This window comes from Pseudoduganella danionis, from assembly GCF_009720775.1.
GTDB classification, from domain to species: Bacteria; Pseudomonadota; Gammaproteobacteria; order Burkholderiales; family Burkholderiaceae_D; genus Rugamonas; species Rugamonas danionis.
Window position 1 is genome coordinate 337,980 of sequence record NZ_WNKW01000004.1, and the last position, 26,374, is coordinate 364,353.

At 61.2% G+C, this 26,374-nt stretch carries 21 protein-coding genes; 15 read left to right on the forward strand and 6 right to left on the reverse strand.

What is annotated here, in order from left to right; translation table 11 throughout:
- Positions 1-416 precede the first annotated feature (416 nt).
- Positions 417-1,406, reverse strand: a complete 990-nt coding sequence (gene lipA / locus GM655_RS16020; RefSeq protein WP_155435678.1) for a lipoyl synthase — start codon at positions 1,404-1,406, stop codon at positions 417-419.
- A gap of 30 nt (positions 1,407-1,436) precedes the next feature.
- A complete protein-coding gene (lipB, locus tag GM655_RS16025) occupies positions 1,437-2,123 on the reverse strand; it encodes a lipoyl(octanoyl) transferase LipB (protein WP_155435679.1) in 687 nt (228 codons plus the stop codon).
- Positions 2,124-2,340: 217 nt separating this feature from the next.
- On the opposite strand from lipB, the gene GM655_RS16030 reads away from it, so the two are divergent.
- On the forward strand, positions 2,341-2,991 hold the full coding sequence (locus tag GM655_RS16030; protein WP_229632597.1) for a LysR family transcriptional regulator: 651 nt from the start codon (positions 2,341-2,343) through the stop codon (positions 2,989-2,991).
- 18 nt (positions 2,992-3,009) lie between these two features.
- Here GM655_RS16030 and GM655_RS16035 read toward each other — a convergent pair whose 3' ends face one another.
- From GM655_RS16035 to GM655_RS16045, 3 genes are all read right to left on the reverse strand, one after another.
- The gene (locus GM655_RS16035; protein ID WP_155435681.1) at positions 3,010-3,285 is read right to left on the reverse strand and encodes a DUF493 family protein; all 276 of its coding nucleotides are present in this window, start codon (positions 3,283-3,285) and stop codon (positions 3,010-3,012) included.
- Positions 3,286-3,363: 78 nt separating this feature from the next.
- Positions 3,364-5,307 (reverse strand): DUF6600 domain-containing protein, encoded by a 1,944-nt coding sequence (locus GM655_RS16040; RefSeq protein ID WP_155435682.1) that lies wholly within the window; start codon positions 5,305-5,307, stop codon positions 3,364-3,366.
- A gap of 89 nt (positions 5,308-5,396) precedes the next feature.
- Positions 5,397-6,038, reverse strand: coding sequence for a LysE family transporter (locus GM655_RS16045; RefSeq protein WP_155435683.1), 642 nt, complete (start codon positions 6,036-6,038; stop codon positions 5,397-5,399).
- A gap of 152 nt (positions 6,039-6,190) precedes the next feature.
- Here GM655_RS16045 and GM655_RS16050 point away from each other — a divergent pair, with 152 nt between their 5' ends.
- From GM655_RS16050 to GM655_RS16105, 12 genes are all read left to right on the forward strand, one after another.
- The gene (locus GM655_RS16050) at positions 6,191-7,120 is read left to right on the forward strand and encodes a DUF808 domain-containing protein (protein ID WP_155435684.1); all 930 of its coding nucleotides are present in this window, start codon (positions 6,191-6,193) and stop codon (positions 7,118-7,120) included.
- Positions 7,121-7,412: 292 nt separating this feature from the next.
- A complete protein-coding gene (locus tag GM655_RS16055; RefSeq protein WP_155435685.1) occupies positions 7,413-9,056 on the forward strand; it encodes a methyl-accepting chemotaxis protein in 1,644 nt (547 codons plus the stop codon).
- 2 nt (positions 9,057-9,058) lie between these two features.
- Positions 9,059-10,492, forward strand: a complete 1,434-nt coding sequence (hemN, locus tag GM655_RS16060; protein ID WP_155435686.1) for an oxygen-independent coproporphyrinogen III oxidase — start codon at positions 9,059-9,061, stop codon at positions 10,490-10,492.
- A 7-nt stretch (positions 10,493-10,499) separates the two neighbouring features.
- A complete protein-coding gene (locus GM655_RS16065; RefSeq protein WP_155435687.1) occupies positions 10,500-11,270 on the forward strand; it encodes a sulfite exporter TauE/SafE family protein in 771 nt (256 codons plus the stop codon).
- The gene (locus GM655_RS16070; protein WP_155435688.1) at positions 11,249-13,795 is read left to right on the forward strand and encodes a heavy metal translocating P-type ATPase; all 2,547 of its coding nucleotides are present in this window, start codon (positions 11,249-11,251) and stop codon (positions 13,793-13,795) included. The genes GM655_RS16065 and GM655_RS16070 overlap by 22 nt, the downstream gene beginning before the upstream one ends.
- Positions 13,795-13,968, forward strand: a complete 174-nt coding sequence (ccoS, locus tag GM655_RS16075; RefSeq protein WP_155435689.1) for a cbb3-type cytochrome oxidase assembly protein CcoS — start codon at positions 13,795-13,797, stop codon at positions 13,966-13,968. The genes GM655_RS16070 and ccoS overlap by 1 nt, the downstream gene beginning before the upstream one ends.
- 195 nt (positions 13,969-14,163) lie before the next feature.
- The gene (gene ccoN / locus GM655_RS16080; RefSeq protein ID WP_161035769.1) at positions 14,164-15,591 is read left to right on the forward strand and encodes a cytochrome-c oxidase, cbb3-type subunit I; all 1,428 of its coding nucleotides are present in this window, start codon (positions 14,164-14,166) and stop codon (positions 15,589-15,591) included.
- A 13-nt stretch (positions 15,592-15,604) separates the two neighbouring features.
- Entirely contained in the window at positions 15,605-16,219 is a 615-nt protein-coding gene (gene ccoO, locus GM655_RS16085) for a cytochrome-c oxidase, cbb3-type subunit II (protein ID WP_155435690.1), read from the forward strand.
- A 1-nt stretch (position 16,220) separates the two neighbouring features.
- On the forward strand, positions 16,221-16,391 hold the full coding sequence (locus GM655_RS16090; protein WP_155435691.1) for a cbb3-type cytochrome oxidase subunit 3: 171 nt from the start codon (positions 16,221-16,223) through the stop codon (positions 16,389-16,391).
- A complete protein-coding gene (gene ccoP, locus GM655_RS16095; RefSeq protein WP_155435692.1) occupies positions 16,384-17,325 on the forward strand; it encodes a cytochrome-c oxidase, cbb3-type subunit III in 942 nt (313 codons plus the stop codon). Before GM655_RS16090 ends, ccoP begins: the two co-directional genes overlap by 8 nt.
- Positions 17,322-18,710: a cytochrome c oxidase accessory protein CcoG gene (gene ccoG, locus GM655_RS16100; protein ID WP_155435693.1), complete on the forward strand. Its 1,389-nt coding sequence runs from the start codon at positions 17,322-17,324 to the stop codon at positions 18,708-18,710. The genes ccoP and ccoG overlap by 4 nt, the downstream gene beginning before the upstream one ends.
- Before the next feature lie 9 nt (positions 18,711-18,719).
- Positions 18,720-19,259, forward strand: a complete 540-nt coding sequence (locus tag GM655_RS16105; RefSeq protein ID WP_155435694.1) for a FixH family protein — start codon at positions 18,720-18,722, stop codon at positions 19,257-19,259.
- Between the two features lie 74 nt (positions 19,260-19,333).
- Here the strand turns inward: GM655_RS16105 and fnr are convergent, their stop codons facing one another.
- Positions 19,334-20,092, reverse strand: a complete 759-nt coding sequence (fnr, locus tag GM655_RS16110; RefSeq protein WP_155435816.1) for a fumarate/nitrate reduction transcriptional regulator Fnr — start codon at positions 20,090-20,092, stop codon at positions 19,334-19,336.
- A gap of 285 nt (positions 20,093-20,377) precedes the next feature.
- Between fnr and GM655_RS16115 the strand changes: the two genes are divergently transcribed.
- Both GM655_RS16115 and GM655_RS16120 read left to right on the forward strand, forming a co-directional pair.
- On the forward strand, positions 20,378-23,842 hold the full coding sequence (locus tag GM655_RS16115; RefSeq protein WP_155435695.1) for a response regulator: 3,465 nt from the start codon (positions 20,378-20,380) through the stop codon (positions 23,840-23,842).
- A 135-nt stretch (positions 23,843-23,977) separates the two neighbouring features.
- Positions 23,978-26,344, forward strand: a complete 2,367-nt coding sequence (locus GM655_RS16120; protein ID WP_155435696.1) for a catecholate siderophore receptor Fiu — start codon at positions 23,978-23,980, stop codon at positions 26,342-26,344.
- Positions 26,345-26,374 lie beyond the last annotated feature (30 nt).

Sequence of the window (26,374 nt, forward strand, 5' to 3'; positions counted from 1 at the left end):
TGGATTAAACATGCAGAGGGAATTCGCCAATGCTACTAATGAAGACGATTATGCAGAAACTCAAAAAATAGAAAATAGAAGTTATTAGATAAATATTAAAAAATATCGCAACTTCTTTTTTTGGGATAAATCATTAAGGGACGCTTAATAAAAAGTGCTCAATTAGACCGGATTTCAGACTGAGTAGGGAAAGCCAATCCAATCTGTTGCGACCTTTCAAATTGCGCAAAAAATAGACTAATGCTGACGACCCTGTTTGGGGTTGATGTCTTCGTAACCGAGGTATTGGTGATTCGCGAATATTATTTCCATGTTAGTAAATAATAAAAGGCAGGTACTGATCCGGAATTCCGGCTCTGTACCTGCCCTTTGCGCCAGCAGTTCAACTGCGTAGCGGTTTTAACTACTTTTACTGCTTACTCGGTCACTGCCAGCACATCATGCGCCTGCACGTCGGCGTGGTAGGAGCTGCGCACCATGGCGCCCACGGCAGCGTGCTTGAAGCCCATCTTGTAGGCTTCTGCTTCGAACATCTTGAACACGTCCGGATGCACGTAGCGGCGTACCGGCAGGTGGCTGTTGGATGGTGCCAGATACTGGCCGATGGTCAGCATGTCGATGTTGTGCTCGCGCATGTCGCGCATCACCTGCAGGATCTCTTCGTCCGTTTCGCCCAGACCGACCATCAGGCCCGATTTGGTTTTCACGTCCGGATAGCGCTCTTTGAATTCCTTCAGCAGCTGCAGCGAGTGCATGTAGTCGGAACCGGGACGGGCTTCCTTGTACAGACGCGGCACGGTTTCCAGATTGTGGTTCATCACGTCCGGCAGGCCGTCGGCGAAGATGGTCAGAGCCTTGTCGAGACGACCACGGAAGTCCGGTACCAGTACTTCGATCTGGGTTTTCGGCGACAGTTTGCGCGTTTCGCTGATGCAGGAGACGAAGTGGCCGGCACCGCCGTCGCGCAGGTCGTCGCGGTCGACCGAGGTGATCACCACGTAGTTCAGGCGCAGATCGGCAATCGTCTTGGACAGGTTGATAGGCTCGTTCTGGTCCAGCGGATCAGGACGGCCGTGGCCGACGTCGCAGAACGGGCAGCGGCGCGTGCACTTGTCGCCCATGATCATGAAGGTGGCCGTGCCCTTGCCGAAGCATTCGCCGATGTTCGGGCAGCTGGCTTCTTCGCATACGGTCACCAGTTTGTTCTCGCGCAGCACGTCCTTGATTTCGTAGAAGCGCGTCGAGGTGGAGGCCGCTTTGACGCGGATCCAGTCAGGCTTTTTCAGGCGCTCGACCTGCTCGACCGGCACGATCTTGATGGGAATGCGCGAAGTTTTGCTTGCGCCTTTTTGCTTTTCGCTCGGGTTATAAGCGGGGGCAACGTTGGTATCGGTCTCAGAGGTCATAAGCTGCGTGCCCTCGCGGGCAAAGTGAAGTTATTCGGTTGCTGCGGGTTGCGTTGGCTGGGCCAGAACGCGGATTAATTCTTCGGCCAGTTGCTGCTGTACATCGGCCAGTTGCGCCGTTACGCCGACGCTGCGCATATCGACCGTTTCCAGTCCGGCATAGCCGCAGGGGTTGATCCAGGAAAACGGTGCCAAGTCCATCGCCACATTCAGCGACAGGCCATGGTAGGTACAGCCGTTGCCGCGCACTTTCAGGCCCAGTGCGGCAATTTTGGCGCCTTGTTTCGCGCCGTCGGCCATGTAGATGCCGGGCGCGCCTTCGATGCGCTTACCGTTGAGATTATACGCCGCCAGCACATTGATGATGGCTTGCTCGATGCGGTAGACGAACTGGCGCGCATATAGCTTGCCGCCCGGTTTGTTGCGGCGCAGGTCCATCAGCATGTAGATCACCACCTGACCGGGGCCATGGTAGGTGACTTCGCCGCCGCGGTCGGTCTGCACCACGGGAATCGCGCTGGCGCCGGCCAGCAGGTGGCCACGGTCGGCGCCCAGCCCCAGTGTGAACACGGGCGGGTGCTCGACGATCCACAGTTCGTCACGGGTGTCCGGGGTGCGGGCATCCGTGAAGCTGCGCATGGCGGCAAAAGTGCTGTCGTAATCGGCTAGGCCGAGGTGGCGTATCAGTGCCGGCTCGGTGGAGGTTGGAGACGTCATCCCGCCATTATAAATCACGGGGCCATAAAACGCCCCGCAGGGCGCAGCCCGTCTGGCTTTGCGGGCGCTGCCGGCCCGTTGCACAAAAAAGCTACAACTTGCTCGCAAAGTGAAAATTATTCACAAGCGTTAACTTGCTGTTTACCTAAGTATAGAAGTATATTTTGACGTCTTTTGCTAATTTTATTCACAAAGTTATCCACAGCATGCCAGCCTGATGAGCGACTCCCGCTTGCCACATTTTTCCGCACTGCGCGCCTTCGAGGCGGCGGCCCGGCACGAGAATTTCTCGCGTGCGGCGGAGGAATTGCATCTGACCCATGGTGCGATCAGCCATCAGGTGCGGGCGCTGGAACGGGAACTGGGACTGGCGCTGTTTGAGCGCCATGGCAAGCAGGTGCGGATCACTGCGGCGGGGGCGCAGTACGCGCGCCAGTTGGCCAAAGCCTTTGCCGACATGGCGGCGGCCAGCGCGGCGCTACGCCGCAACGCCGTGCACCAGCGCCTGACGATCGCCGCCGTGCCCGCGTTTGCGGCGCGCTGGCTGGCGCCGCGGCTGGGCGGTTTCATCGAGCGCCATCCGGCCATTAATGTGGTGCTGCAGACGGGCGAGCAATGGCTGGCCGATGGGGTCGATGTGGCGATACGGCGCGCGGACGGCGCCTATCCGGGCTGGCTAGTCGCGCCGGTGATGGTCGAAGTGGGAGATCAGGCAGTAAGTCCTCACTACCACGATGGAAGCAAAGGATATCTGATGTTGCTGCCAGCCGTTGCCGAGCAGCGGCCGCAGGTGCAGGCGTTTCGTGACTGGTTGCAGGAAGAAGTGACGCTGTATCAGCGCCAGTTGGCGGCGCGGGCCAGTGACTAGCCCGCGCCTGCCGCAGCATTACATGACGATTTTCACCATAGGGTGGCCGGACAGCTCCGTGTACAGCGCGTCGAGCTGCTCGCGGCTGGTGGCGCGCACCACCACGGTCAGCCCCGTGTAATTGCCTTTGGCCGATGGACGAACTTCCATCTTGCCTTCGTGGAAGCCTGCATCGTGCTTCTGTACCACTTGCACGATGGTGGCGGCGAAATCGATATGAGTCGGCCCCATCACCTTGATCGGGAAGTCGCTCGGATATTCGATGAGGGACTCTGACGGCGGGATCGCTTGCATAGGTATTCCAATCAATAAAAAACTGGCAACACCAACGCGGCGCCGCCAGCCTCTATTGTAGCCAATTCGGCGCCGGCGTCATGGCTGGATCTGATTTCGCTTCTCGCCCCGTTCGCGCCCTTCTTCCTTGCGCCGTTCCTCGCGCTGGTGCTGGCCGTTGTCCCTGGGGGCGGCGGCTGGTACTGGTGCCGGCGGCGGGCTAAATACCGGACGGGCCGGTGCCGGTGCCGGTGCCGGAACTGGTGCAGGCGCCGGCGCACTGCGTACCGGCGGCTGCATGGGCGCTGGCTGGGCGGTGCTGGATGGACCGGGCTGGACTTGCAGCGAGACCGGCGCATCGCGCCGTTCCTCCGGCTGGCGCGCAGGCCGGCGGCCCTCTTCCTGCGGCCGGTTGTCGCGCTGATAGCTGTCGACACGGTTGATGCGTTCATTGCGCTGGAAGCTATCGGCTCTGTCGTTGCGCTCGTTGAGGTCCATGCCGCTGCGCTCGTAGCGCCCGCCCCGTTCGCCGGCGTTATAAGGTTGCGATGGCGTCGCTGCCGGCTGACTGCCAGGCTGCACGGGCGGCTGGGCAGGGGCTGGCAGGCTGGCCGGCGGGCGTGCTACGCCAGGTGGCTGGCTGAGACTGGCCGCAGGTATTGGTGTGGCGGCCGGATGGCCGAGGTTGCGATTGCGGCCATCGTCACGGTAGTCGTGCCGTTCGCCACGGCCATCCTGTCCCCGTTCCGGCCAGTGCGTGCGGCCATAATCAGGCGCGCGGGGTGCTTGGCCATTGCCCGGCAAGGTGGTGACGGGGTTAGCGTTGCCGGCTGACGCAGGGCTATTGCCGGGCCGGCTGGCGGGCAAGCTCGGTGCGGCGCGCGGTGGCACCGCATGGGGCTGGTGGCGTTCGAATTGTTCGCGCGGCAGTACGCTCAGGCCATCATGGCGCGGCGGCTGGCCATTGCGCACTGGCAGTGGCGCGAGTGGGCGGCCGTTGTGGTTCCAGCTCAAACGCTGTTCGCGCTCGGCCGACACGCGGTAGCCGGGCACATAGTGGTCGCGCGGCGTCAGCGGATACCAGCCTATGCCGGGCCGGTGCGTGGGGCCGGGCCCGTGGCCATCCACCCAGCCTACCAGTGCCGGCGCCCACGCGGGGCGGCCGTGCACACGGCCCGGCGCCCAGCACCAGCGCCGGTTCACCACGACCCAGCGGCCATAATGGGACGGCGCATAGCCCCATGGCGCGTTATCGATCCAGGTCCAGCCCCATGCAGTCAGCCAGATCCAGCGGCCGTCGCGGTAGGGGGCCCAGTCGGCACTGACATTACGCGGTGTCCACAGGGGCCCATATTCCACGCTTTCACTCCAGCTACCGTTGCGGTCCAGTTCTTCGTAGCCGGTCATGCCGCTCGAGACGAAACGGGTGCTGACGCTGCCATCGCCGACCCGTTCGCGCTCATCGGCCCAGCGGTCGAAGCCGTCCGTCTGCGCCAGCAGCGTGCGCACATCGTTGCTATTGATTTCAGCGGCGCGGCCGCTGGCAAGTGTCAGCGTGGCGCCGGCGCCAGTAACGCGGGCGCTGCCGGCCAGCAGCCGGATCTGGCTGGTATCAGCCAGTCGCTCGGCATCGACCCGCAGCAGGCCCGGTTCCAGCAGGGTAATGCGGGCTTGCGGCGTTATCAGTTCGAAATTGCGGATCAGTTCGGAATTGCGCAGCCGGATGCTGACGCTGCCGTAATTCAGGCGCAAGCGCAGGATGTCGTCGTCAAGGTCCAGCACTTCCAAGTCGGAATCGCCATCGACGCGTACGGCCGTGGAGCCGGCCCGGACTTCGCTGCGCGCACCGCTGGCCGTGTGGATATGGTTGCCTGCCACCACCGGCCAGTTCAGCCCGGCTGGCATGGCTTCATCGTCGCCCGTCAGCGTCACCAGACCCTGTACGGCGGCAATCCGGCCCACCATGGCGGGCAAATCGTTCTGGGCGAGGACGGGGCTGGCCAGTGCGGCCAGCAGCAAAGTAGTGATGATGCGACGTTTCATGGCAGCGCTCCTGGGTGATATCGGGATTAAACGCTGCAGCACGAAATCCGCCTACTGGGATTACAAGGCCTTACAAATTGGCCTGATCCTCAGGCGCTGGCGCCGCCCCGTTTGACGAAGAACAGTGCCGTACCAACCGCCATCAGCAGGCCGCCGAACACGCGGTTCTGCTTTTTCACGGCATGGGCGTCGCGGAAGAAGCGCTGCATGGACGAGGCCAGAAATGCATAGCTATGCATCACGATCAGGTCGATGCAACACATGGTCACGGCCAGAATCAGCAGCTGTGGCAGCAGGGGTGCTTCGCGCGTAATGAATTGCGGCAGCACGGCCACCATAAAGATGATGCCCTTGGGGTTGGTGGCATTGGTCAGAAAGCCCGTCAGCAGGCGCTGTTTTACCGAAGGCACGCGCACTTCCGCATGGGCCGCTTCGCCGCTGATGCTGACTTTGGCGCGCCACTGGCTCAGGCCCAGATAGATCAGGTAGAGCGCGCCCACGGTCTTGACCACATTGAACGCCACTTCCGAGGCCAGTAGCAGCGAGCCGACGCCGGCGCCGGCGATGAACAGCACCAGCAGCAGGCCTGCCTGCAAGCCCATAATGGTGACGCTGGCCCGTTTCAGGCCATACGACAGGCCGTGCGACATCGACAGCACGGCGCCCGAGCCGGGCGAGATGGCGATAATCCATGCTGCAACGAAGAAGGTGAACCAGGTGGTGAAACTCATGTCATGTCCATAGCGTCAGGTGCAGCCGGCGGCCGCAGCGAATAGCCCTATTTTAGCGGGCTGCGCGGGCGCGCGCTTCGGTTAATATGTGGTGACTTGGGCAAGTTTGCATGCTTGACCTTAATTTATTAACGGGATAACAAGGAGCCTCTATGGCCGGAAGCAGTCTGCTGGCGCTGATAGACGATATCGCCAGCATCCTCGACGATGTTGCGCTGATGAGCAAAGTGGCAGCCAAGAAAACCGCCGGGGTGCTGGGCGACGATCTGGCCCTGAATGCGCAGCAGGTGGCGGGTGTGCAGGCCGAGCGCGAATTGCCGGTGGTGTGGGCGGTGGCCGTGGGCTCGCTGAAGAACAAGGCGATTCTGGTGCCGGCCGCGCTGGGCATCAGTGCGCTGGCGCCGTGGGCGATCGGCCCGCTGCTGATGCTGGGCGGTTTGTATCTGTGCTTCGAGGGCTGCGAAAAAATTCTGCACTCGCTGCAGCATCCTGCCCATGAAGCACCGGCCGGCACGCTGGCCGCCGTGCTGGCCGAGCCCGAGACGGATCTGGTGGCACTCGAGCGTGACAAGATCCGCGGCGCCATCCGCACCGATTTCATCCTGTCGGCGGAAATCATCGTGATTGCACTGGGTACGGTGGCCACGGCGCCGTTTGCCCAGCAGGTGACGGTGGTGGTGGGCATCGCGCTGGCCATGACAGTGGGCGTGTATGGCATCGTGGCGGCCATCGTCAAGCTCGACGATGCGGGCCTGTACCTGAGCCGGCGCGCCAGCGCCGTCTGGCAGGTGCTGGGGCGCATGCTGCTGGCCGCCGCGCCCAAGCTGATGAAGTTGCTATCTGTGCTAGGTACGGTGGCCATGTTCATGGTGGGCGGCGGCATACTGAGCCATGGCATAGCACCGTTACATCAAGTGATAGAACACACGGCAGCGCAGGCAGCAGCCTGGCCTGCCCCGGCCTCATGGCTGGCGCCGTTGATACCGGCCAGCCTCGATGCTGTGGCGGGTTTGCTGGCTGGTGCGCTGGCGCTGGGCGTCTTTACGCTGTTTGACAAGTTGCGTAAAAGCAACGTAAATTGATTGCCATCACGTACTCTCAGTTACATTTAGCGGTATAAATTCGCTGTCGCGGCTTCCAGTAGAGTCACTATACTGAAGCCATGCCCCCAGCCGGGGGCGGCGGTTTTACTCCCCTTATTTGTCTATGTCAAGAAACAAGCTACTGACTGACGTGGCGGACCCGATTATTGTTGGGGCTTAACACAGGCAATCTGGGGAACTTTGATCTAAATCAATCAAAATTCTGGGCAATATCCGTAAACTGACAGGACTATAATTGCGGTAGAGCAATATATCCATCTGGAGAGACAATATGCGCAATAATCAACCGGTGACCAACCGCGAAATAGAAGTACAGGAAGATCAGGCGATCGTATCGAAAACCGATTTGAACGGTAACATCGTCTATGTGAATCCCTACTTCTGCCAGGTGAGCGGTTACAGCGAAGCCGAGTTGATGGGCGCTCCGCAGAATATTGTGCGCCACCCGGACATGCCGGTGGAAGCGTTTGCCGATATGTGGCGCTCCATCCAGTCCGGCACGCCATGGACGGGCATCGTCAAGAACCGCGCCAAGAGCGGTGATTTCTACTGGGTCAAGGCCAACGTCACGCCTATTCGCGAAGCAGGCAAAACCATCGGCTATATGTCGGTGCGTACCAAGGCTGAGCGCAGCCAGATCAACCGTGCCGAAGAGGCGTATCGTGCGATCCGCTCGGGCGGCAAACATAATATCCGTATCAAGAACGGCCAGTTGATCCACGGCCGCAGCGGTTCGCCGCTGGCGCGCCTGACCCGCCGCCTGATCCATTCCTCGCTGGCGCTGCGCATCTGGGCAGCCACCAGTCTGGTCAATGTGCTGCTGGCCGGTGTGGGCGCTGCGGCCCTGTTCGGCGGCGGTAGTGGCCATAACTACATCATTTTTGTGGCCACCGTGATCGGCCTGCTGATTAACGTTTTCCTCTGGTACACCCTGCGCGTGTCAGTGCTGCAGCCATTGGGCCGCGCCGTGCTGGGCGCCCGTGCGATTGCCGCCGGCGACCTGTCGGGCAGCTTCGAAACGGAAGCCACCGATGAAGTGGGCCAGTTGCTGCGTGCCTTGCAGCAGATGAACAGCAACCTGATCGCCACCATCCGCGATGTGCGCACCAACGTGGAAACCATGGCCGTGGCCACGCGCCAGATTGCCGCGGGCAATGCCGACCTGTCGGGCCGTACCGAAGCGCAGGCCGCCAGTCTGGAAGAAACCGCCTCCAGCGTGGAGCAGTTCTCCTCAACCGTGAAGCAGAATGCCGACAATTCGGCCCAGGCCAACCAGCTGGCGCTGAACGCCTCCAATGTGGCCGTGCATGGCGGCGAAATCGTCGCCGACGTGATCGCTACCATGGATGAAATCAATACTTCGTCGCACAAAATCGTCGACATCATCGGCCTGATCGAAGGCATCGCCTTCCAGACCAATATCCTGGCGCTCAATGCTGCGGTGGAAGCGGCCCGTGCTGGTGAACAGGGCCGCGGCTTTGCCGTGGTGGCCGGTGAGGTGCGCAATCTGGCACAACGCAGCGCGACGGCAGCCAAAGACATCAAGAATCTGATCAACGTTTCGGTGGGCAAAGTCAGCGCCGGCATGGAGCAGGTGGGACGCGCTGGCGCCACCATGAAGGAAGTGGTGGCTTCGGTACAGCAAGTCACTTCGATCATGCAGGAAATCACCGTCGCTTCGCAGGAGCAAAGCATAGGCGTCGATCAGGTCAATGCTGCCATTGCCCACATGGATACTGTCACCCAGCAAAATGCCGCGCTGGTCGAACAGGCTGCTGCCGCTACTGCCAGTCTGGCAATCGAAGCGGGCAACCTGACCCAGGCGGTGAGTCTGTTCAAATTCGGCACTGCGCGCACTTCGCGCGCGGCACTGGCCGTTCATAAACCCCAGCCTATGAAGCGCATAGCAGCCTGATTATGTATAACCACGCAAGTAGCACCGGCTCTGCTTTCCCAGCCGTAGAATTTGATGCCGCCATTATTGGTAAGCTGAGCCAGTCGGGGCCGCGCTATACCTCGTATCCGACGGCGGATCGTTTTCAGAGCGAATTTGGCTATGGCCAGTTCCTCGAAGCCGTGGCCGGCTTGCGCATGCGCCGTAGTACGCGCCCTTTGTCGCTGTACATACATATTCCGTTCTGCGATACCGTGTGCTACTACTGCGGCTGCAACAAGATCGTAACCAAAGACCATAGCAAGGCTGCCACCTACCTCGATTACCTGAAGCAGGAAATCGATATGCAGGGCCGCTTGTTTGCCGGCATGGGCAAGCTCGAACAACTGCACTTCGGTGGCGGCACGCCGACCTATCTGAGCGACCGCCAGATGGGCGACCTGATGGCCCACCTGCATGCGAGCTTCGAATTCGCACCGGACCAGCAGGGCGAATATTCGATCGAAATCGATCCGCGCACGGTGAGCGTGGAGCGCGTGCATTCGCTGCGCAAACAGGGTTTCAACCGCATCAGTCTGGGCGTGCAGGATTTCGATCCGGACGTGCAGAAAGCCGTCAACCGCATCCAGCCCGAAGCGGAAACCCGCGCCGTGATCGATGCCGCGCGTGATGCCGGCTTCCGTTCCATCAGTATCGACCTGATCTACGGCCTGCCCAAGCAGACCATGACCAGCATGGAGCAGACGCTGGACAAGGTGATCGCTGCCAATCCGGACCGCATCGCGCTGTACAACTACGCCCACCTGCCGCACCTGTTCAAGCCGCAGCGTCGCATCCACGAAGAAGACCTGCCGACCCCGGCCGTCAAGCTGGACCTGCTGGCGCTGTGCATCCGCCGCCTGTGCGCGGCCGGCTATGTCTACATCGGCATGGACCACTTTGCCAAACCGGACGACGAGCTGGCCGTAGCCCAGCGTCAGGGCCGGCTGCAGCGCAACTTCCAGGGTTATTCCACGCGCGCCGAATCGGAGCTGATTTCGTGCGGCGTGTCGGCCATCAGCGCCGTCGGCGCTACCTACAGCCAGAATGAAAAGACGCTGGAAGGCTATTACGAAAAACTCGATGAAGGTCGGCTGCCCGTAGTCCGTGGCATCAAGCTGGAAAACGATGACCTGCTGCGCCGCATCCTGATCCAGAAGCTGATGTGCAATTTCGAGCTGTCCATCGCTTCGATCGAGCAATCCTTCCCGATCCGCTTTAGCGAATACTTCGCTACCGAACTGCAGAAGCTCAAAGCCTTCGAGGAAGATGGTCTGCTGATCGTGGAACCGGACTGGATCACTGTCACGCCGAAAGGCCGTCTGCTGATCCGTAACATCTGCATGGTGTTCGACCGCTATCTGAGCCAGCCACGTCTGGGCGAAGCGCAGCCGCTGCGCTACTCCAAGACCATCTGAGCCTGTCATGAACGCATTGCAGTTGCTGCCAGTACTGGTAGTTGGACTGGCCGGCAGCGTGCATTGCATAGGCATGTGCGGCGGCATCGTCGGCGCCCTGTCGGCTTCGGCCGCCAGCCCGGCCAACCCAGCCCGCACCGTGATCCCCATCGCCGTGGCCCAGCCGGCCCGTCCGCTCACCCGCGTACTCGCGTATAACGCTGGCCGCATCAGCAGCTATATGGTGGCGGGCGCCCTTGCTGGCGGTCTGGCCAGCGGGGCGCAAAGCCTGAGCGCACTGGCCGGTGTGCAACTGGGCTTCTACTGGCTGGCCAATCTGATGCTGGTGGCGCTGGGCCTGTACCTAATGAACGCATGGCAGGGGCTGGCTCTGCTGGAACAGGGCGGCCGCATACTGTGGCAGGCGGCCCAGCCTGTGATTGCTCCTGCAATGAAAGCGCTGATGCCGGCCACCCGCCCCCATCAGGCCTATATCCTGGGCGCCCTGTGGGGTTGGCTGCCTTGTGGTATGGTGTACAGCGTGCTGCTGACGGCCATGCTGAGCGGTTCGGCCAGCAATGGCGCAGCCGTGATGCTGGCGTTCGGGCTGGGCACGCTGCCCATGCTGACGGGGCTGGGGCTGGTCGGTGCGCGCTTGCAGCGCGCCCTGCAGCGCCCGCCTGTACGGCTGGCCTGCGGCCTGCTGGTGCTGGCTTTCGGCCTGCTGGGCCTGTACCGCGCCGTGGGCGGCTTTACGCCTGACTGGATGACCACCTTATGCCTGACACCTCAACACTGACGCCGCCGCCCGTACTGGGCGCGTCCAGCCCGGCGGCCGCATCCGCAGCGGCGGCCGCTGCTGCCGCGGCGCAGCCGGCCGGCTGCTATCACTGCGGCCTGCCTATCCCGAGCAATGCCAAAGCCGAATGGAAGGTGCATATCGCCGGTGCCGATCAGGCCATGTGCTGCCCCGGCTGCACGGCCGTGGCCCAGACCATCATGGATCTGGGACAGGAATCGTATTATCTGCAGCGTTCCGAATATGCGGCCACGGCGGAAGGCGCGCAAGTGCTGCCGCCGGAGCTGCAACTGTACGACAATGCCGACCCGCGCTTCGTCTGCAGCGAGAACCCCGGCGAACGCGAGACCACGCTGGCCGTCGATGGCATACGCTGCGCTGCCTGTGTCTGGCTGATCGAGCAGCGCCTCAATCAGCTACCCGGTGTGGCCAGCGCCCAGCTCAACGTGGCCACCGAGCGCCTTTACGTGCGCTGGCGTTCGGACGATTGCCGTCCCGGCGATATTCTGGCCGCGCTACACACCATAGGCTATGCCGCCTATCCGTACGACGCGGCGCGCCACAGCGAACAGCAGCAGCAGGCCCAGCGCACGCTGGGACGCCAGCTGTTCGTGGCCGGCCTGTCCATGATGCAGGTGATGATGTATGTGGCGCCAGCCTATATGGCCGAAGACGGCACGCTGGACGACAATATGGCGCAGCTGATGCGCTGGGCCAGCCTGCTGTTGACGGCGCCGGCAATTTTCTATTCGGCCCTGCCGTTCTGGCGCGGCGCCTGGTCCAGTCTGCGCGCGCGCGCACTGGGCATGGATGTGCCGGTGGCGCTTGGCATTGCTGCGGCCTTTGGCGCCAGTGTGCTGGCCACCTTCCAGGGCGGCGGCGAAGTGTATTACGACTCCGTCACCATGTTCATTTTCCTGCTGCTGTGCAGCCGCTATCTGGAATTGCGCGCACGGCGCAAGGCCGGGGCCGCACTCGAGCGGCTGCAACATGCGTTGCCGGCCTCGGCAACGGTACTGGCCGATTATCCGGCCAGCCAGCAGGGCACGCTGGTCAAGGCAGCCGCGCTGGAAGTCGATCAGGTCATCATGATCAAGCCGGGCGAAGCGGTCGCGGCCGATTGCGTGATCCTGCAAGGCCGCACGGCGCTCGATCTGTCGCTGCTGAGCGGCGAGAGCGCGCCGATCGCCAAACAGGTGGGCGACCAGTTGCCCGGCGGCGCCATCAATGCCAGCAATATGATCATCGCCCGCGTGACTCAGCGCGTGCAGGACAGCACGCTGTCGAATCTGGTCAAGCTGATCGACCGGGCCGGCCGCGACAAGCCGCGCATCGCCCAGTGGGCCGATGATGTGGCTGCATGGTTCGTGCTGGCGCTGCTGCTGTTTGCCGTGGCCACTTTTGGCTTCTGGTTCTGGCTGGATGGCTATAGCGCCACTCGTGCCTGGCCGATTGCCATCGCCGTGCTGGTGGTGTCCTGCCCGTGCGCGCTGTCGCTGGCCACGCCGACGGCACTGGCCGCGGGCACTGACCGCCTGCTGCGTCAGGGTGTGCTGGTCACGGGCGCGCAGACGCTGGAAACCCTGCACCGTGCCAGCCACATCGTCTTCGACAAGACCGGCACCCTGACCTATGGCCGTCCCGTGCTGCAGCAGACCACCACGCTGGGCCTGATGGAGGAGGAGTTTTGCCTGCAGGTGGCGGCCGCGCTCGATGCGGCCAGCGCCCACCCGCTCGCGCGCGCCATCGTGCAGGCGGCCAGTGCGGCGGACGCTGCGGCTAGCGGCGCACGTGCCGACTGGCATGCGGCGGCCGTGCAGGAAGTGGCCGGACGGGGCGTGGAAGGCGTGCTGCATAACCGCCTGTACCGGCTCGGCAATGCCAGCTTTGTGGCGGAACTGAGCGGCCCTGTGCCCGAGCACGCAGTGGCCGATGGCGCTACCCCCGTGTATCTGGGTGTGCAGGATCAGTGGCTGGCCTGCTTTGCCCTGCACGACGGCATCCGCGCCGAAGCGGCCAGTACCATCGATTACTTCCGCAAAGCGGGCAAGACGGTAGTGCTGCTCAGTGGCGACCATGAAGCGCTGGCGCGCAAAGTGGGCGATCAACTGGGCATCAGCACCACCATAGGCGGCTATCTGCCTGATGAAAAACTGGCATTTGTGAAAAAATTGCAGCAAGGGGGAGCCGTGGTGGCCATGGTGGGCGACGGCATCAATGATGCGGCCGTGCTCAGTGCGGCCGACGTCTCCTTTGCCATGGGCGCCGGTGCAGCGCTGGCGCAAGCCCATGCCGATGCCGTGCTGCTCAGTGGCCGCATCGATTCCGTGGTCGACAGCGCCGATGTGGCACGCCGCACCATGGGCGTAATCCGCCAGAACCTGTGGTGGGCTAGCCTGTACAATGGCGTGGCCATCCCTGCCGCCGCGCTGGGCTGGCTCAATCCGTGGCTATCCGGCGTGGGCATGGCGCTCAGCTCGGCCGTGGTGGTAGCGAATGCCTTGCGACTCAGAAAGGGAGCGTGATGGAAGCCTTGTTTCTGCTCATACCGCTGAGCGTATTACTCGTATTTGTGGCGCTGTGGATCTTCTTCCGCGCCTCGGACAATGGCCAGTTCGAAGATCTGGTCGGTCCCGGCCTGCGCATCTTGCAGGATGATGACAAGCCGCCGCTGGAAGATTCGGCGAAAACTGACTAGTGCAATGCTAGTCTTTGCTGGAGGGCGCTGCCCCCAGCAACAGTCCCGGCCACGCCCTGTGGCCAGCCATGATGGGGACGAAATTCCTCTACACAATGATTCATGAGAGATATTTTGATCTGTATCAAGGTTTTTTAAGTCTCACCTAAGTAACCTTTGACCCACATCATCAAAGCGTTCTTGGGAGAGCATCAAGTGGACCTTGCACAGAACTACAACTACAAGATTGTGAAGCAATTCGCAGTCGCCACCGTGGTCTGGGGCATCATCGGCATGCTGGTCGGCGTTATTATCGCCGCCCAATTGGCATGGCCGGCGTTGAACCTGGACATTCCATGGTTAACTTATGGCCGTCTGCGGCCATTGCACACCAACGCGGTGATTTTCGCGTTTGGTATTTGCGGCCTGTTCGCAACTTCGTACTACGTGGTACAGCGTACCTGCCAGGTACGTCTGTTCTCGGACAAGCTGGCTGCCTTCACCTTCTGGGGCTGGCAAGCCGTCATTCTGAGCGCCGTCGTCACTCTGCCACTGGGTCTGACCCGCGGTAAAGAGTACGCCGAGCTGGAATGGCCTATCACCCTGCTGATCGCTGTCGTGTGGATTGCCTACGCGGTCGTGTTCTTCGGCACCATCATTACCCGTAAAGTTAAGCACATCTACGTAGCTAACTGGTTCTTCGCTTCCTTCATTCTGGCAGTGACGATTCTGCACGTGGTCAACGGTGCTTCCATGCCTGCAACCCTGTTCAAGTCCTACTCCGCTTACGCCGGTGTACAGGACGCGATGATCCAGTGGTGGTACGGCCACAATGCGGTGGGCTTCATCCTGACCGCTGGCTACCTGGGCATGGTGTACTACTTCATTCCTAAGCAAGCTGAACGTCCTGTGTACTCGTATCGTCTGTCGATCGTGCACTTCTGGGCGCTGATCTTCACCTACATGTGGGCCGGTCCTCACCACCTGCACTACACCGCACTGCCAGACTGGACCCAGTCGCTCGGTATGGTGTTCTCGCTGATCCTGCTGGCACCATCGTGGGGCGGTATGATCAACGGTATCATGACCCTGTCGGGCGCATGGCACAAACTGCGTACCGATCCTATCCTGAAATTCATGATCGTGTCGCTGTCGTTCTACGGTATCGCCACCTTCGAAGGCCCGATGATGTCGATCAAGACCGTCAACGCGCTGTCGCACTACACCGACTGGAGCATTGCTCACGTTCACGGTGGCGCACTGGGCTGGGTTGGTTTCATCACCATGGGTTCGATCTACTACATCCTGCCACGTATGGCTGGCCAGCAGAAAATGTATAGCACCAAGCTGATCGACCTGCACTTCTGGGTAGCGACCATCGGTATCGTTCTGTACATCGCGGCAATGTGGATTGCCGGTGTGATGCAAGGTCTGATGTGGCGCGCAGTCAATCCAGACGGCACCCTGACCTATACCTTCGTCGAAAGTGTCAAAGCCACCTTCCCGTACTACGTCGTGCGTTTCAGCGGCGGCCTGCTGTACCTGACCGGCATGTGCGTGATGGGCTACAACACCTGGATGACCTTGCGTAACCGCGAGACCGCCGTAGCGCGTATTCCTGCGCTGACCAGCGGCCACGCTTGATATCGGAGCACCTATGAAATTTTCACATGACTGGATTGAAAGAAATCCCTGGCTGCTGATCGCGCTGGTAGTGTTGGTAATCAGCGTTGGCGGCGCCGTAGAAATCTTGCCGCTGTTCTTCCAGAAGTCGACTACCGAACCGGTAGCTGGCCTGAAGCCTTACTCGGCTCTGCGTCTGACCGGCCGCGACATCTATGTACGCGAAGGCTGCTACAACTGCCATTCGCAGATGGTGCGTCCGTTCCGTGCCGAGACCGAGCGTTATGGTCACTATTCGGTAGCTGGCGAGTTCGTCTACGACCGTCCGTTCCAGTGGGGTTCCAAGCGTACCGGTCCTGACCTGGCCCGTGTAGGCGGCCGTTACAGCGATGAATGGCACCGTACCCACCTGAACAACCCACGTGACGTGGTGCCAGAGTCGAACATGCCTAACTACCCATGGCTGGCCAAAACGGCACTGGACCCACAGGGCGTGATTCCGAAAATGCGCGCACTGCAACGTCTGGGCCATCCGTACACCGACGCTGAGATCGCTGCCGGTCCGGAAGAGCTGAAAGACAAAACCGAAGAAGATGCTCTGATCGCCTATCTGCAAGGCCTGGGCACGTTAATTAAGTCGAGGAACTAACATGGCAATCGATTCCCTGTTGGACCGTGCCAGCAGCGTGATGACGGTGATTTCTTTCGTCACGTTTGCCGGAATCCTGTGGTGGGCACTGATCCACAATAAAGAAGCTGATTTCGCTCAAGCGGCACACATGCCGTTCGACGACGAAGATTTGGAGGCGCAACATGGCTGATTTTACTAATAGCTTCTGGGACCTGTACATTGTTGTACTGACCATCCTGGGCATCGTCGGCTGCGCCGTACTGCTGTACTCGCAATCGAAAGTGACTGGCAAGTCCGGTGAAACCACCGGCCACGTCTGGGACGAAGACCTGTCGGAACTGAACACGCCTATGCCGCGCTGGTGGATGTGGATGTTCTACATCACCATCGTGTTCGGTGTCGTGTATCTGGTGCTGTACCCAGGTCTGGGTAGCTTCGCTGGCAAACTGGGCTGGAAATCCTCGGGCCAGTACCAGGCTGAAGTACAGGCTGCCGACGCTGAGTTCGGCCCACTGTTCGCCCAGTTCCAGAAACAGGACCTGAAGGCCGTGGCAGCGGATCCGAAAGCCCATGCGATCGGTGAGCGTCTGTTCCTGACCTACTGCGCCCAGTGCCACGGTTCGGATGCCCGCGGTAACAAAGGCTTCCCTAACCTGACCGATAAAGACTGGCTGTTCGGCGGTGCGCCGGAAACCATCAAGGAAACCATCCTGCACGGCCGTAATGGCGTCATGCCACCGATGGGTGCTGCAGTGGGTTCCGACAAAGATGTGGAAAATGTCGCACACTACGTGCTGAGCCTGTCCGGTTCGACTGCTGATCCGATCAAAGCCTCGTTCGGCAAAGAGAAGTTCGCAGCCTGTATGGCTTGCCACGGCGCAGACGGCAAGGGTAACCTGGCCATCGGTGCACCAAATCTGACGGATAAGATCTGGCTGTTTGGCGGCAGTGCTGATACCATCATGGAGACCATCCGCAAAGGCCGTAATACCACCATGCCTGCGTTTGCCGAATTCCTTGGCGATGCTAAAGTGCATGTACTGGCAGCCTATGTGTGGAGCCTTTCTAACGACGTTAATCAACCGGCCGCTCCGGCTCAAGAAGTCGCCCCGGCAGCACAATGAATGAACCTGCACCACAAGTAATCAAGATGTACGCGGCTCGCGAGGAGATCTATCCTCGCGAGATCAAGGGTAAATACGTCAGTCTGCGCTGGCTGTTTGTCTGGCTGACGCAGCTGGTGTTCTACTGCACCCCGTGGCTGCAGTGGAATGACCGCCAGGCCGTGCTGTTCGACCTGGGCGCGCGTAAGTTCTACATCTTCGGTATCGTCTTGTGGCCGCAGGACTTCATTTATCTGGCCGCACTGTTAATCATCAGCGCCTACCTGCTATTCCTGGCAACAGCAGTAGCAGGGCGGGTGTGGTGCGGCTTCGCCTGTCCACAGACGGTGTACACCGAAATCTTCCTGTGGATAGAGCGCAAATTCGAAGGCAACCGCAGCGCCCGCATGGCGCTCGATAAACAACCGCCTTCGTTCAAGAAATTCGCCAAGAAAACTGGCAAGCATCTGACCTGGGCCTTACTGGCGCTGTGGACGGGCTATACCTTTGTTGGCTACTTTACCCCGATTAAAGTACTGGGCAGCGAAGCGTTCACGCTGAGCTTTGGCCCATGGGAATGGTTCTGGGTGGTGTTCTATGCCTTTGCCACCTACGGCAATGCGGGCTGGATGCGCGAGCAGGTGTGCAAATACATGTGCCCTTATGCCCGCTTCCAGAGCTCGATGTTCGACAAGGACACCCTGATCATTTCCTACGATAAGGAGCGTGGCGAACCGCGTGCTCCTATCTCCAAATCGAAACAGCAGACCGGCAACGGTTCCTGCATCGATTGCTCGCTGTGCGTGCAGGTCTGCCCTACCGGCATCGACATCCGCAATGGCCTGCAATATGAATGTATCGGTTGCGCATCCTGTGTGGATGCCTGCAACAGTGTAATGGACAAGATAGGCCAGCCGCGCGGTCTGGTGCGTTACACCACCGAGCATGGTCTGGTGAACAAGTACACCCCGGCCCAGATCCGCGAACGCACCTTCCGTCCGCGCGTGCGCATCTACACGGCGATACTCGGTCTGATCGTCTGTGCTGCGGCTGCTTCGCTGTACCTGCGCACGCCGCTGAAGATGGACGTGATCCGCGACCGCGGTTCGATGGGGCGCGAAGTGGAAGATGGCATGATCGAAAACGTCTACCGTCTGCAGATCATGAATACCTCGGAACGCGGCCATACCTACAAGATCCGCGTCAGCGGCCTGGATACGCTGACCCAGGTAACGGCTGACCAGGTAGTCGTGGCTGCCACCGAAACCAAGGCCTACCCTATCCGTCTGCGCGTGGCGCACGGTGTCGGCAAGCCCGGTTCCAACAAGATCGACGTGGAGCTGACGGCCATCGACCAACCGTCGCTGCATGTGAAAGAACACGCGGTGTTCATCGTCCCGCGCTAAGGAGTTGGTATGACAGTCTCAATGCTGGAGCAGGCGCCAGTGGCGCCGTGGTACAAACACCGTTGGCCCTGGTTGCTCATGCTGGGCCCTGCTGTCGCGATAGTCGTGGGCTGCTATTTCGGCTATCTGGCCTATACCCAGCAGGATGCGCTGGTAGTGGGCGACTACTACAAAAAAGGCAAGGCCATCAATCAGGACTTGCGGCGCGACCACCGTGCGGCCGAACTGGGGCTGTCGGCCCAGCTGTCGTATGACGCTGCCCGCGGCGTGCTGGTGGGCCAGCTGACCCGTGCCGTGGCCCAGACCCAGCCGGAAAAGCTGTTTGTCCATCTGGCCCATGCCACGCTGCCGGAAAAGGACATCAATCTGGTGGTACAGCCCGACGCCAAAGGCGCTTTCGAACTGAATCTGCCCATGCTGGAACAGAGCCGCTGGGTAGTGCTGGTGGAAGGCGAGCAGCGCGACTGGCGGCTGGCAGGCAGCTGGAGCTGGCCTAAGCAGCGCGCCGTATCGCTGCAGGCCGATCTGGCCAAGCCGGTCGACGATTAAACCTCACGTTGAAAAACAAAAAGCGCCCTGCGGGGCGCTTTTGTTATTGTGCTGCAGCTTGCTAATGTCTGCGACTAGTTGCAGGAATGGGTACCGGCCGTAATGGCTTTCAGGCGCACAGGATCGAGCAGTTCGATTTCGCGGTTGCTCACGCGCAGCAGACCTTCTTTCTTGAACTTGGACAGCAGGCGGCTGATGCTTTCGATGGTCAGGCCCAGATAGTTGCCGATTTCTTCGCGCGACATGCGCAGCTGGAAAGTGTGCGGCGAATAACCGCGCGCCTCGTAACGGGACGACAGGTTGACCAGGAAGGCGGCAAAGCGCTGGGTGGCTTGCATATTTCCCAGCAACAGCATGACGCTCTGTTCACGGGTGATTTCCTGGCTCATCATGCGGTGGAAGTGGCGCAACAGGGCCGGCATATCGGCCAGCAGTTGCTGCAGGCTGCCGAACGGCACTTCACACACTTCGCTATCTTCCAGTGCCACAGCGGTGCAATGGTGCAGATCAGTGCTGATGGCATCCATGCCCAGCAGCTCGCCGGCCATCTGGAAGCCGGTAATCTGTTCGACGCCGTCGCGGTTGACCTGGTAGGCCTTGAAGTGGCCCAGGCGGATCGCGTACAGGTTCTGGAACGGATCGCCGATGCGGAACAGGGTACTGCCGCGCGCCACCTTGCGACGCCGACCGATAATCTGATCCAGACGATCCATATCGTCATTGTCGAGGCCCATAGGCAAGCACAACTGGTGCATGCTGCACGTCGCGCACTTGGCTTTGAGCACTTCGAGTGGGGTGCCGGTACTAACCAGCGAGTCAAATTCTCGTATCATCCCGCCAGTGTAGACCATTTGTAGTCCTTTTGGGCTATGTCATAGTTACTATATCGGGTATTCCAGTAAGTATTTTGCTTCTACAGCTCTTGTGTTGCAGTGCCGCATGGTAAAACTACTGTGGCAGATTCAGCACACCGCCATCGGGTGGCCGATTTGTGCTGCGCTGCTCAGCAGCAATTCGGTTAATGGTATTGCTAAAAACTAGCTTTAATAGCAAAATTTACTAACCTCCTACGAGGTCCGTACTCAGTTTTCTGCAGGTTCTACGCTCACAGGGAACACATGACCTCATTAGGCATCAAGGCAAAAGTTGCGCTGGCTACCAGCCTGACATCGATCCTGATGGTGGCACTGGTAACGGTCCTGCAGACGCACCGGCTGCAGGATGATTTCAGCAAAGTACTGTTTGCGCAGCAGACGGCGCTGATCAACCGCACCGCCGAAGAGCTCGACGACAAGCTGCTGATGCTGCGCGATATCATTGCCCAGTCGGCCAAACAGCAGCCGCCCGAACTGGCCGGCTCGCCCGAGCGTTTGCGCGCCTACTATCGCGACCGTGCCGTGCTGGCCCTGTTCGACGATATCCTGATCCTCAGTCCCGAAGGCCGCATCATCGCCGACCTGCCCGAACAGGCGGGCCGGGTCGGTATCAATGCTTCCGACCGCGCCTATTTCAAAACCGTGCTGCACACCCGCATGCCGGTCATTTCCGAACCCATCATCGGCCGCGCCCAGGGCCAGCCCATCGTGCAGATGGTAGCGCCCGTGCTGAACGCACGGGGCGAGGTGGTGTGCGTGCTGATCGGTGTGCTGCGCCTGTACAAGGACAATCTGCTGGGCCACCTGCGCAATGCCAAAGTGGGCCGCACCGGCTATTACTTTGCGCTCACGCGCGAAGCCAACCCGCGCTACGTACTGCACCCGGATGCCAAACGGCTGCTGCAGCCGCGCCAGCCGTATGCCAACCCGGCCACGACGCGCGCGCTCGAACAGGGCTTCGAAGGGACTATCGATGGCATCAACGGCAGCGGCCAGCGCACTCTCAACAGTTACAAGGCGCTGCGCGCGGTGGACTGGGTGCTGGCCGCTTCGTTGCCGGCACAGGAAGCGTTCGAGCCCTTCCATGGTGCGGTAGAACGTTTGCTGTGGTGGAGTGGCCTGGCCGCCCTGCTGGCGGCACTGCTGATAGGCTGGCTGACCATGCACCTGCTGGCGCCGCTGGTGCGGCTGCGCGATGCCATCGTTGCGCTGCGGGCTGCGCCGGCCGGCTACACCCCGCTGCCGGTGGCCACGGACGATGAAGTGGGCCAGCTCACCAGTGCGTTCAATGCGCTGATGCAGGAACGGCTGGCGGCTGATGCGCGTTTGCAGAATCTGGTGGAATATGCGCCCAATGCGATTTTGGTAGTTGATGGCAGCGGCCGCATCGAAACCATGAACCGCGAGGCCGAGCGCTGCTTCGTCTATGCGCGCGCAGAAATTCTGGGCCGGCCGCTGACCATGCTGGTACCGCCGCGCCAGCACGAACTGTTTGATGGCATGCAGCAGCGCTTCTTCAGCCAGGGCGTGGGCGCCGTGCCGGTGCAGATAGGGCGTGAACAGGTGCTGTACGGCCTGCGCCGCGATGGCAGCGAATTCCCGCTGGAGATTAATCTGAGTGCCGTGCGCACGGATCAGGGCGTGAAGATGCTGGCCATGATCGCTGACATCACCGAACGCCACCGCCTGCAGCAGGATGTGGAAGCGCGTGCCGTGGAACTCGAGCGCGAGCGCGACCGGGCCGAAGCGGCCAACCGGGCCAAGAGCGATTTCGTGGCCAACATGAGCCATGAAATCCGCACGCCCATGAATGCCGTGCTGGGCATGGTCTACCTGCTCGGCAATACCCCGCTGACGCCGCAGCAGCGCAAGTATCTGAACATGGTGCGCGAGTCGGGTCAGTCGCTGCTCGGCATCCTCAACGATGTGCTGGACTTTTCCAAGATCGAAGCGCGTCATATGGAATTGTCGCCGGTGGATTTTGCGCTCGACGAAGTAGTCAATGCGCTGGCCACGCTGATGACGCTCAACAGCGGCGAAAAGGCACTGGAGCTGGCCATCCGCGTCGACCCTGCGATTCCGCGCCAGTTGCATGGCGATGCGCTGCGCCTGCAGCAGATCCTGGTGAATCTGGTGGGCAATGCGATCAAGTTCACCGAACAGGGCGAGGTGGCGGTGAACATCGAGCTGATTGCGGCCGATGCGCGCCAGATCCTGCTGCGTTTTGAAGTACGCGATTCCGGCATGGGCATGACGGAAGCCCAGCTAACCCAGTTATTCAATGCCTTCACCCAGGGCGACCAGAGCATCACGCGGCGCTTTGGCGGTACGGGGCTGGGCCTGGCCATCAGCAAGCGGCTGATCGAACTGATGGGCGGCGAAATTGCCGTGGCCAGCGTGCCGGGCCAGGGCTCGCGCTTCTGGTTCAGTCTGGCATTCGGCGTGGCCAGCAGCGCGGCCGAAGAACGCCGCCATCCCGTGCCCGGGCCGCTGTCGGTACTGGTGGGGGTGGAGCACGACAGCAGCCGCGCGATCTTGCTGGAACTGTTGCGCGGCTATGGCTGGCAGGTGGACGAGGCGGCCACGGATGCGGCGGCCCGCCAGTGCTATGCGCGGCGGCTGGGCGCTGGCCAGCACTATGATCTGCTGCTGCTGGACTGGCATCTGCAAGGGGAGGATGGGCGCAGCACGGTGCAGGCCTTGCGGGCGCAGGCCGGTGCCAGCGCGCTGCCGCTGGTGCTGCTGGCCCATCCCGCGGCCCGGGCCCAGGCCGAGAGCGATGAAAATGCCGTGGTGCTGGTCAAACCCGTTACGCCGACCAATCTGTACGACGCGGTCCAGCATGCGCTGGCCGCCTATGGCGAACATGGCCAGCGCATCAGCGCCGAGACCAGCATCGCCGGCAGTCTGGCCGGCGTGCACTTCCTGCTGGTGGAAGATAATTTGCTCAACCAGATGGTGGCGCGCGGCATCCTCGAACATGCGGGCGCCACGCTGGACGTGGTGGGCGATGGCCGCCAGGCCGTCGAGCGCATGCGGGCCGATGCCACAGCCTACGACATAGTGCTGATGGATATGCAGATGCCGGTGATGGATGGCTATACGGCCACGCGCATCCTGCGCCAGCAACTGGGGCTGAAGCTGCCCATCATCGCCATGACGGCCGGTGTGCTGGGCAACGAGCGCCACCGCAGCGAGGAAGCCGGCATCAGCGATTTCATTCCCAAACCTATCGAGGTGGATGAAATGCTGGCCGTGCTGCAACGGCATTTGCCGCTGCAGACCCGGCCCGCCACCACGGCAGTGCCGGCCGCACCGGCCCCGGCGGCAGACGATGGCGTGTTCAATATGGATAGTCTGATGCGGGTGATGGGCAAGGATGCGGCCGGCCGCGCCATGATGGAGCGCATGGTGCGCGGTGCCATCGATAGCGGCATGGGCCCCGTCGAAGTGGCCGGTGTCGCCCTGCAGGAGGGGCGGCTGCGCGATGCCGCTCACGCTTTCCACGGCCTGCGCGGCGCCGTCGGTGTGCTGGGCGCCAAGCGGCTGGTGCAAGCTACGCTGGACGCAGAGCAGGCCATCAACAGCGATGCCGTCAGCAGCGAAGCGGCCGATCTGGCGCCCTACTTCCAGGCCGTGCGGCAGGAGCTGGCGCAAACGCTGGCGCAGGCGCGCCAGTGGCTCGATACACAGTCTCAATCGAATTGAGAATAATTCGCATTTACATTTGTATCCTTCCTTGTTACAATCCTGCTACCCCTAGTAGTTCACCGGCAGCCAGACGCCTTTAGCACGATTGCAACTCTTGCAGCGCAGCCAGCCACCCACTCCCACGGATGAAGGATGCACATGATTAAGAGTCGTAAGCACGCGCCTGCGCGTTTGAATCAGCGTTTAAACCTCAATTGCACGCTGGCCGCGCTGCTGCTGCCGGCCAGTATGGCGGTACAGGCCGGTGAAACCACGCCGCCAGCCCAGAAAACGCTGGAAGAAGTCAAAGTCATGGCCGATGCCATCAACGATTTCAAGGCCGAGCGCGCCAGTTCGCCGAAATACACGGAAAAGCTGGTCGATACGGCGCAGACGGTGACCGTCATCAAGCGCGAACTGGTGGAACAGCAAGGTGCAGTGACGCTGACGGAAGCGCTGCGCAATACGCCCGGCGTAGGCGCGTTCTTCCTCGGTGAAAACGGCAGCACCACCACGGGCGATGCGATCTATATGCGCGGCTTCGATGCTTCGGGCAGCATCTTTGTCGATGGCGTGCGCGATGTCGGCTCGATCTCGCGCGACACCTTCAACATCGAACAGATCGATGTGCTGAAAGGCCCGGCCGGTACCGATAGCGGGCGCAGCACGCCGACCGGTTCGGTGAATCTGGTCAGCAAACAGGCACTGCTGGAAAACGCCAGCAACGCCGCGCTGACGCTGGGCAGTGGCCAGCAACGCCGTGCCACGGCCGATCTGAACCGCGTACTCAATAGCGATACGGGCACGGCTTTCCGCCTGAATCTGCTCGATCAGGATAGCGGCAATCCCGCGCGCGACGTGGTGCGCAACAAGCGCTGGGGCGTGGCGCCTTCGCTGGCCTTCGGCCTGAATGGCCCTACCCGCGTCTACCTCAATTATCTGCACGTACAGCAGGACAATATTCCCGATGGCGGCGTGCTGACCATAGGCTTGCCGGGCTGGACGCCACCTGCGCCGATAGCCGCCACCGCCACCAAGCCGGCCCAGAGCTTTGCCTTCATGGCCGGTGCCAAGCCGGTCGATCCGTCCAACTTCTACGGTTCCGTGCTGGACTTCGACAAGGTGCGCGCCGACATGCTGACCACCCGCATCGAGCACGATTTCGCCGGCGGTGCGCGCTTGCAGAACACCACCCGCTACGGCCGCACCAAGCAGGATTATCTGCTGACGTCCTTCATGTCCTCGGGCGCCAATCTGACTGCCAACGTGGCCGGTTCCGATCCGTCCACCTGGGTCATGGCGCGCACCAATCTGACCTATAAGGACCAGCTCAACGAAATCCTGACCAACCAGAGCACGCTCAGCTTCAATCTGGAAGATGGTTTGTTCAAGCATGCGCTGGTGGCGGGGCTGGAACTGACCAACGAGAAGCAGACCAACTACACCAACGTCAACGGCGCCGTGTCCGTGAATGGCTCCGTGGTCGGCCTGCCGCCGACCAGCATCTACTACCCGAATCCGGACACGCCGATCAGCAAGGCGCAGGTGAACATGGTGCGCAACGGCGCCCGTGGCGATGGCACGACCAACACCCAGGCCGTCTACCTGTTCGATACGGCCAAGCTGGGCGAGCGCTGGATCTTCAATGGCGGCGTGCGGCTCGACCATTACACCACCAGCTACAACGGTGTAACGGTACAGGGCACGGCTACGCCGCAGACCATCCCGGTCGGCACGCTGCTGGCGACTGCGCTCAACAGCAGCGACACCCTGCTCAACGGCAAACTGTCGGCCCTGTACAAGCCGACCGATAACAGCAGCGTGTATGCACTGGCGGCCACCTCGAAAGCTCCGCCCGGCGGCAATACCTTCACGCTGAGCAGTGCTGCCAGCAGCGCCACCAATCCGAACTACGATCCGCAGGTCACCACCACCTATGAAGTGGGCAGCAAGTGGGATCTGCTCCAGCAGAAGCTGTCACTGTCGGCCGCCGCCTATCGCACCGATGTGCGCAACGAGATCGAAGTCGATCCTACCAATAGCGCGCTGTACTACCAGAGCGGCAAGAAGCGCGTGCAGGGCATAGAGCTGGGCGTGACGGGTGAACTGATGCGCAACTGGCTGATCAGCGCAGGTTATACCCGCATGGCGTCGGAAGTGGTATCGGGCAAAATCGTCACCAACAGCGGCGAGAACCGTCTGAGCTACACGCCCAAGCAAGCCTTCACGGCATGGACTTCCTACACCCTGCCAGTAGGCCTGCAGATTGGCGGCGGCGCCCGCTTCGTCGACAAGCTGTTGCGCGGTACTGATGGTGCCGTGGGCACGCCGGCCTATGCCGATGCCTACTGGGTCTTCGATGCCATGGCATCCTACCCGGTCAGCAAGAACATCGACCTGCGCCTGAATGTCTACAACCTGACGGACAAGCAGTATGTGGCAGCGATCAACAAGTCGGGCTATCGCTACACCCCGGGCGCGCCGCGCTCGGCCAGCCTGACGGCCAACTTCCACTTTTAATTGCAGTCCGGCGTTGCGCTAACGGCGCAA

Excerpts from the sequence above, each read along its gene's own strand:
- lipA (WP_155435678.1), bottom strand. The coding sequence starts at position 1,406 with ATGACCTCTGAGACCGATACCAACGTTGCCCCCGCTTATAACCCGAGC.
- lipB (WP_155435679.1), bottom strand. The coding sequence starts at position 2,123 with ATGACGTCTCCAACCTCCACCGAGCCGGCACTGATACGCCACCTCGGC.
- GM655_RS16030 (WP_229632597.1), top strand. The coding sequence starts at position 2,341 with ATGAGCGACTCCCGCTTGCCACATTTTTCCGCACTGCGCGCCTTCGAG.
- GM655_RS16035 (WP_155435681.1), bottom strand. The coding sequence starts at position 3,285 with ATGCAAGCGATCCCGCCGTCAGAGTCCCTCATCGAATATCCGAGCGAC.
- GM655_RS16040 (WP_155435682.1), bottom strand. The coding sequence starts at position 5,307 with ATGAAACGTCGCATCATCACTACTTTGCTGCTGGCCGCACTGGCCAGC.
- GM655_RS16045 (WP_155435683.1), bottom strand. The coding sequence starts at position 6,038 with ATGAGTTTCACCACCTGGTTCACCTTCTTCGTTGCAGCATGGATTATC.
- GM655_RS16050 (WP_155435684.1), top strand. The coding sequence starts at position 6,191 with ATGGCCGGAAGCAGTCTGCTGGCGCTGATAGACGATATCGCCAGCATC.
- GM655_RS16055 (WP_155435685.1), top strand. The coding sequence starts at position 7,413 with ATGCGCAATAATCAACCGGTGACCAACCGCGAAATAGAAGTACAGGAA.
- hemN (WP_155435686.1), top strand. The coding sequence starts at position 9,059 with ATGTATAACCACGCAAGTAGCACCGGCTCTGCTTTCCCAGCCGTAGAA.
- GM655_RS16065 (WP_155435687.1), top strand. The coding sequence starts at position 10,500 with ATGAACGCATTGCAGTTGCTGCCAGTACTGGTAGTTGGACTGGCCGGC.
- GM655_RS16070 (WP_155435688.1), top strand. The coding sequence starts at position 11,249 with ATGCCTGACACCTCAACACTGACGCCGCCGCCCGTACTGGGCGCGTCC.
- ccoS (WP_155435689.1), top strand. The coding sequence starts at position 13,795 with ATGGAAGCCTTGTTTCTGCTCATACCGCTGAGCGTATTACTCGTATTT.
- ccoO (WP_155435690.1), top strand. The coding sequence starts at position 15,605 with ATGAAATTTTCACATGACTGGATTGAAAGAAATCCCTGGCTGCTGATC.
- GM655_RS16090 (WP_155435691.1), top strand. The coding sequence starts at position 16,221 with ATGGCAATCGATTCCCTGTTGGACCGTGCCAGCAGCGTGATGACGGTG.
- ccoP (WP_155435692.1), top strand. The coding sequence starts at position 16,384 with ATGGCTGATTTTACTAATAGCTTCTGGGACCTGTACATTGTTGTACTG.
- ccoG (WP_155435693.1), top strand. The coding sequence starts at position 17,322 with ATGAATGAACCTGCACCACAAGTAATCAAGATGTACGCGGCTCGCGAG.
- GM655_RS16105 (WP_155435694.1), top strand. The coding sequence starts at position 18,720 with ATGACAGTCTCAATGCTGGAGCAGGCGCCAGTGGCGCCGTGGTACAAA.
- fnr (WP_155435816.1), bottom strand. The coding sequence starts at position 20,092 with ATGATACGAGAATTTGACTCGCTGGTTAGTACCGGCACCCCACTCGAA.
- GM655_RS16115 (WP_155435695.1), top strand. The coding sequence starts at position 20,378 with ATGACCTCATTAGGCATCAAGGCAAAAGTTGCGCTGGCTACCAGCCTG.
- GM655_RS16120 (WP_155435696.1), top strand. The coding sequence starts at position 23,978 with ATGCACATGATTAAGAGTCGTAAGCACGCGCCTGCGCGTTTGAATCAG.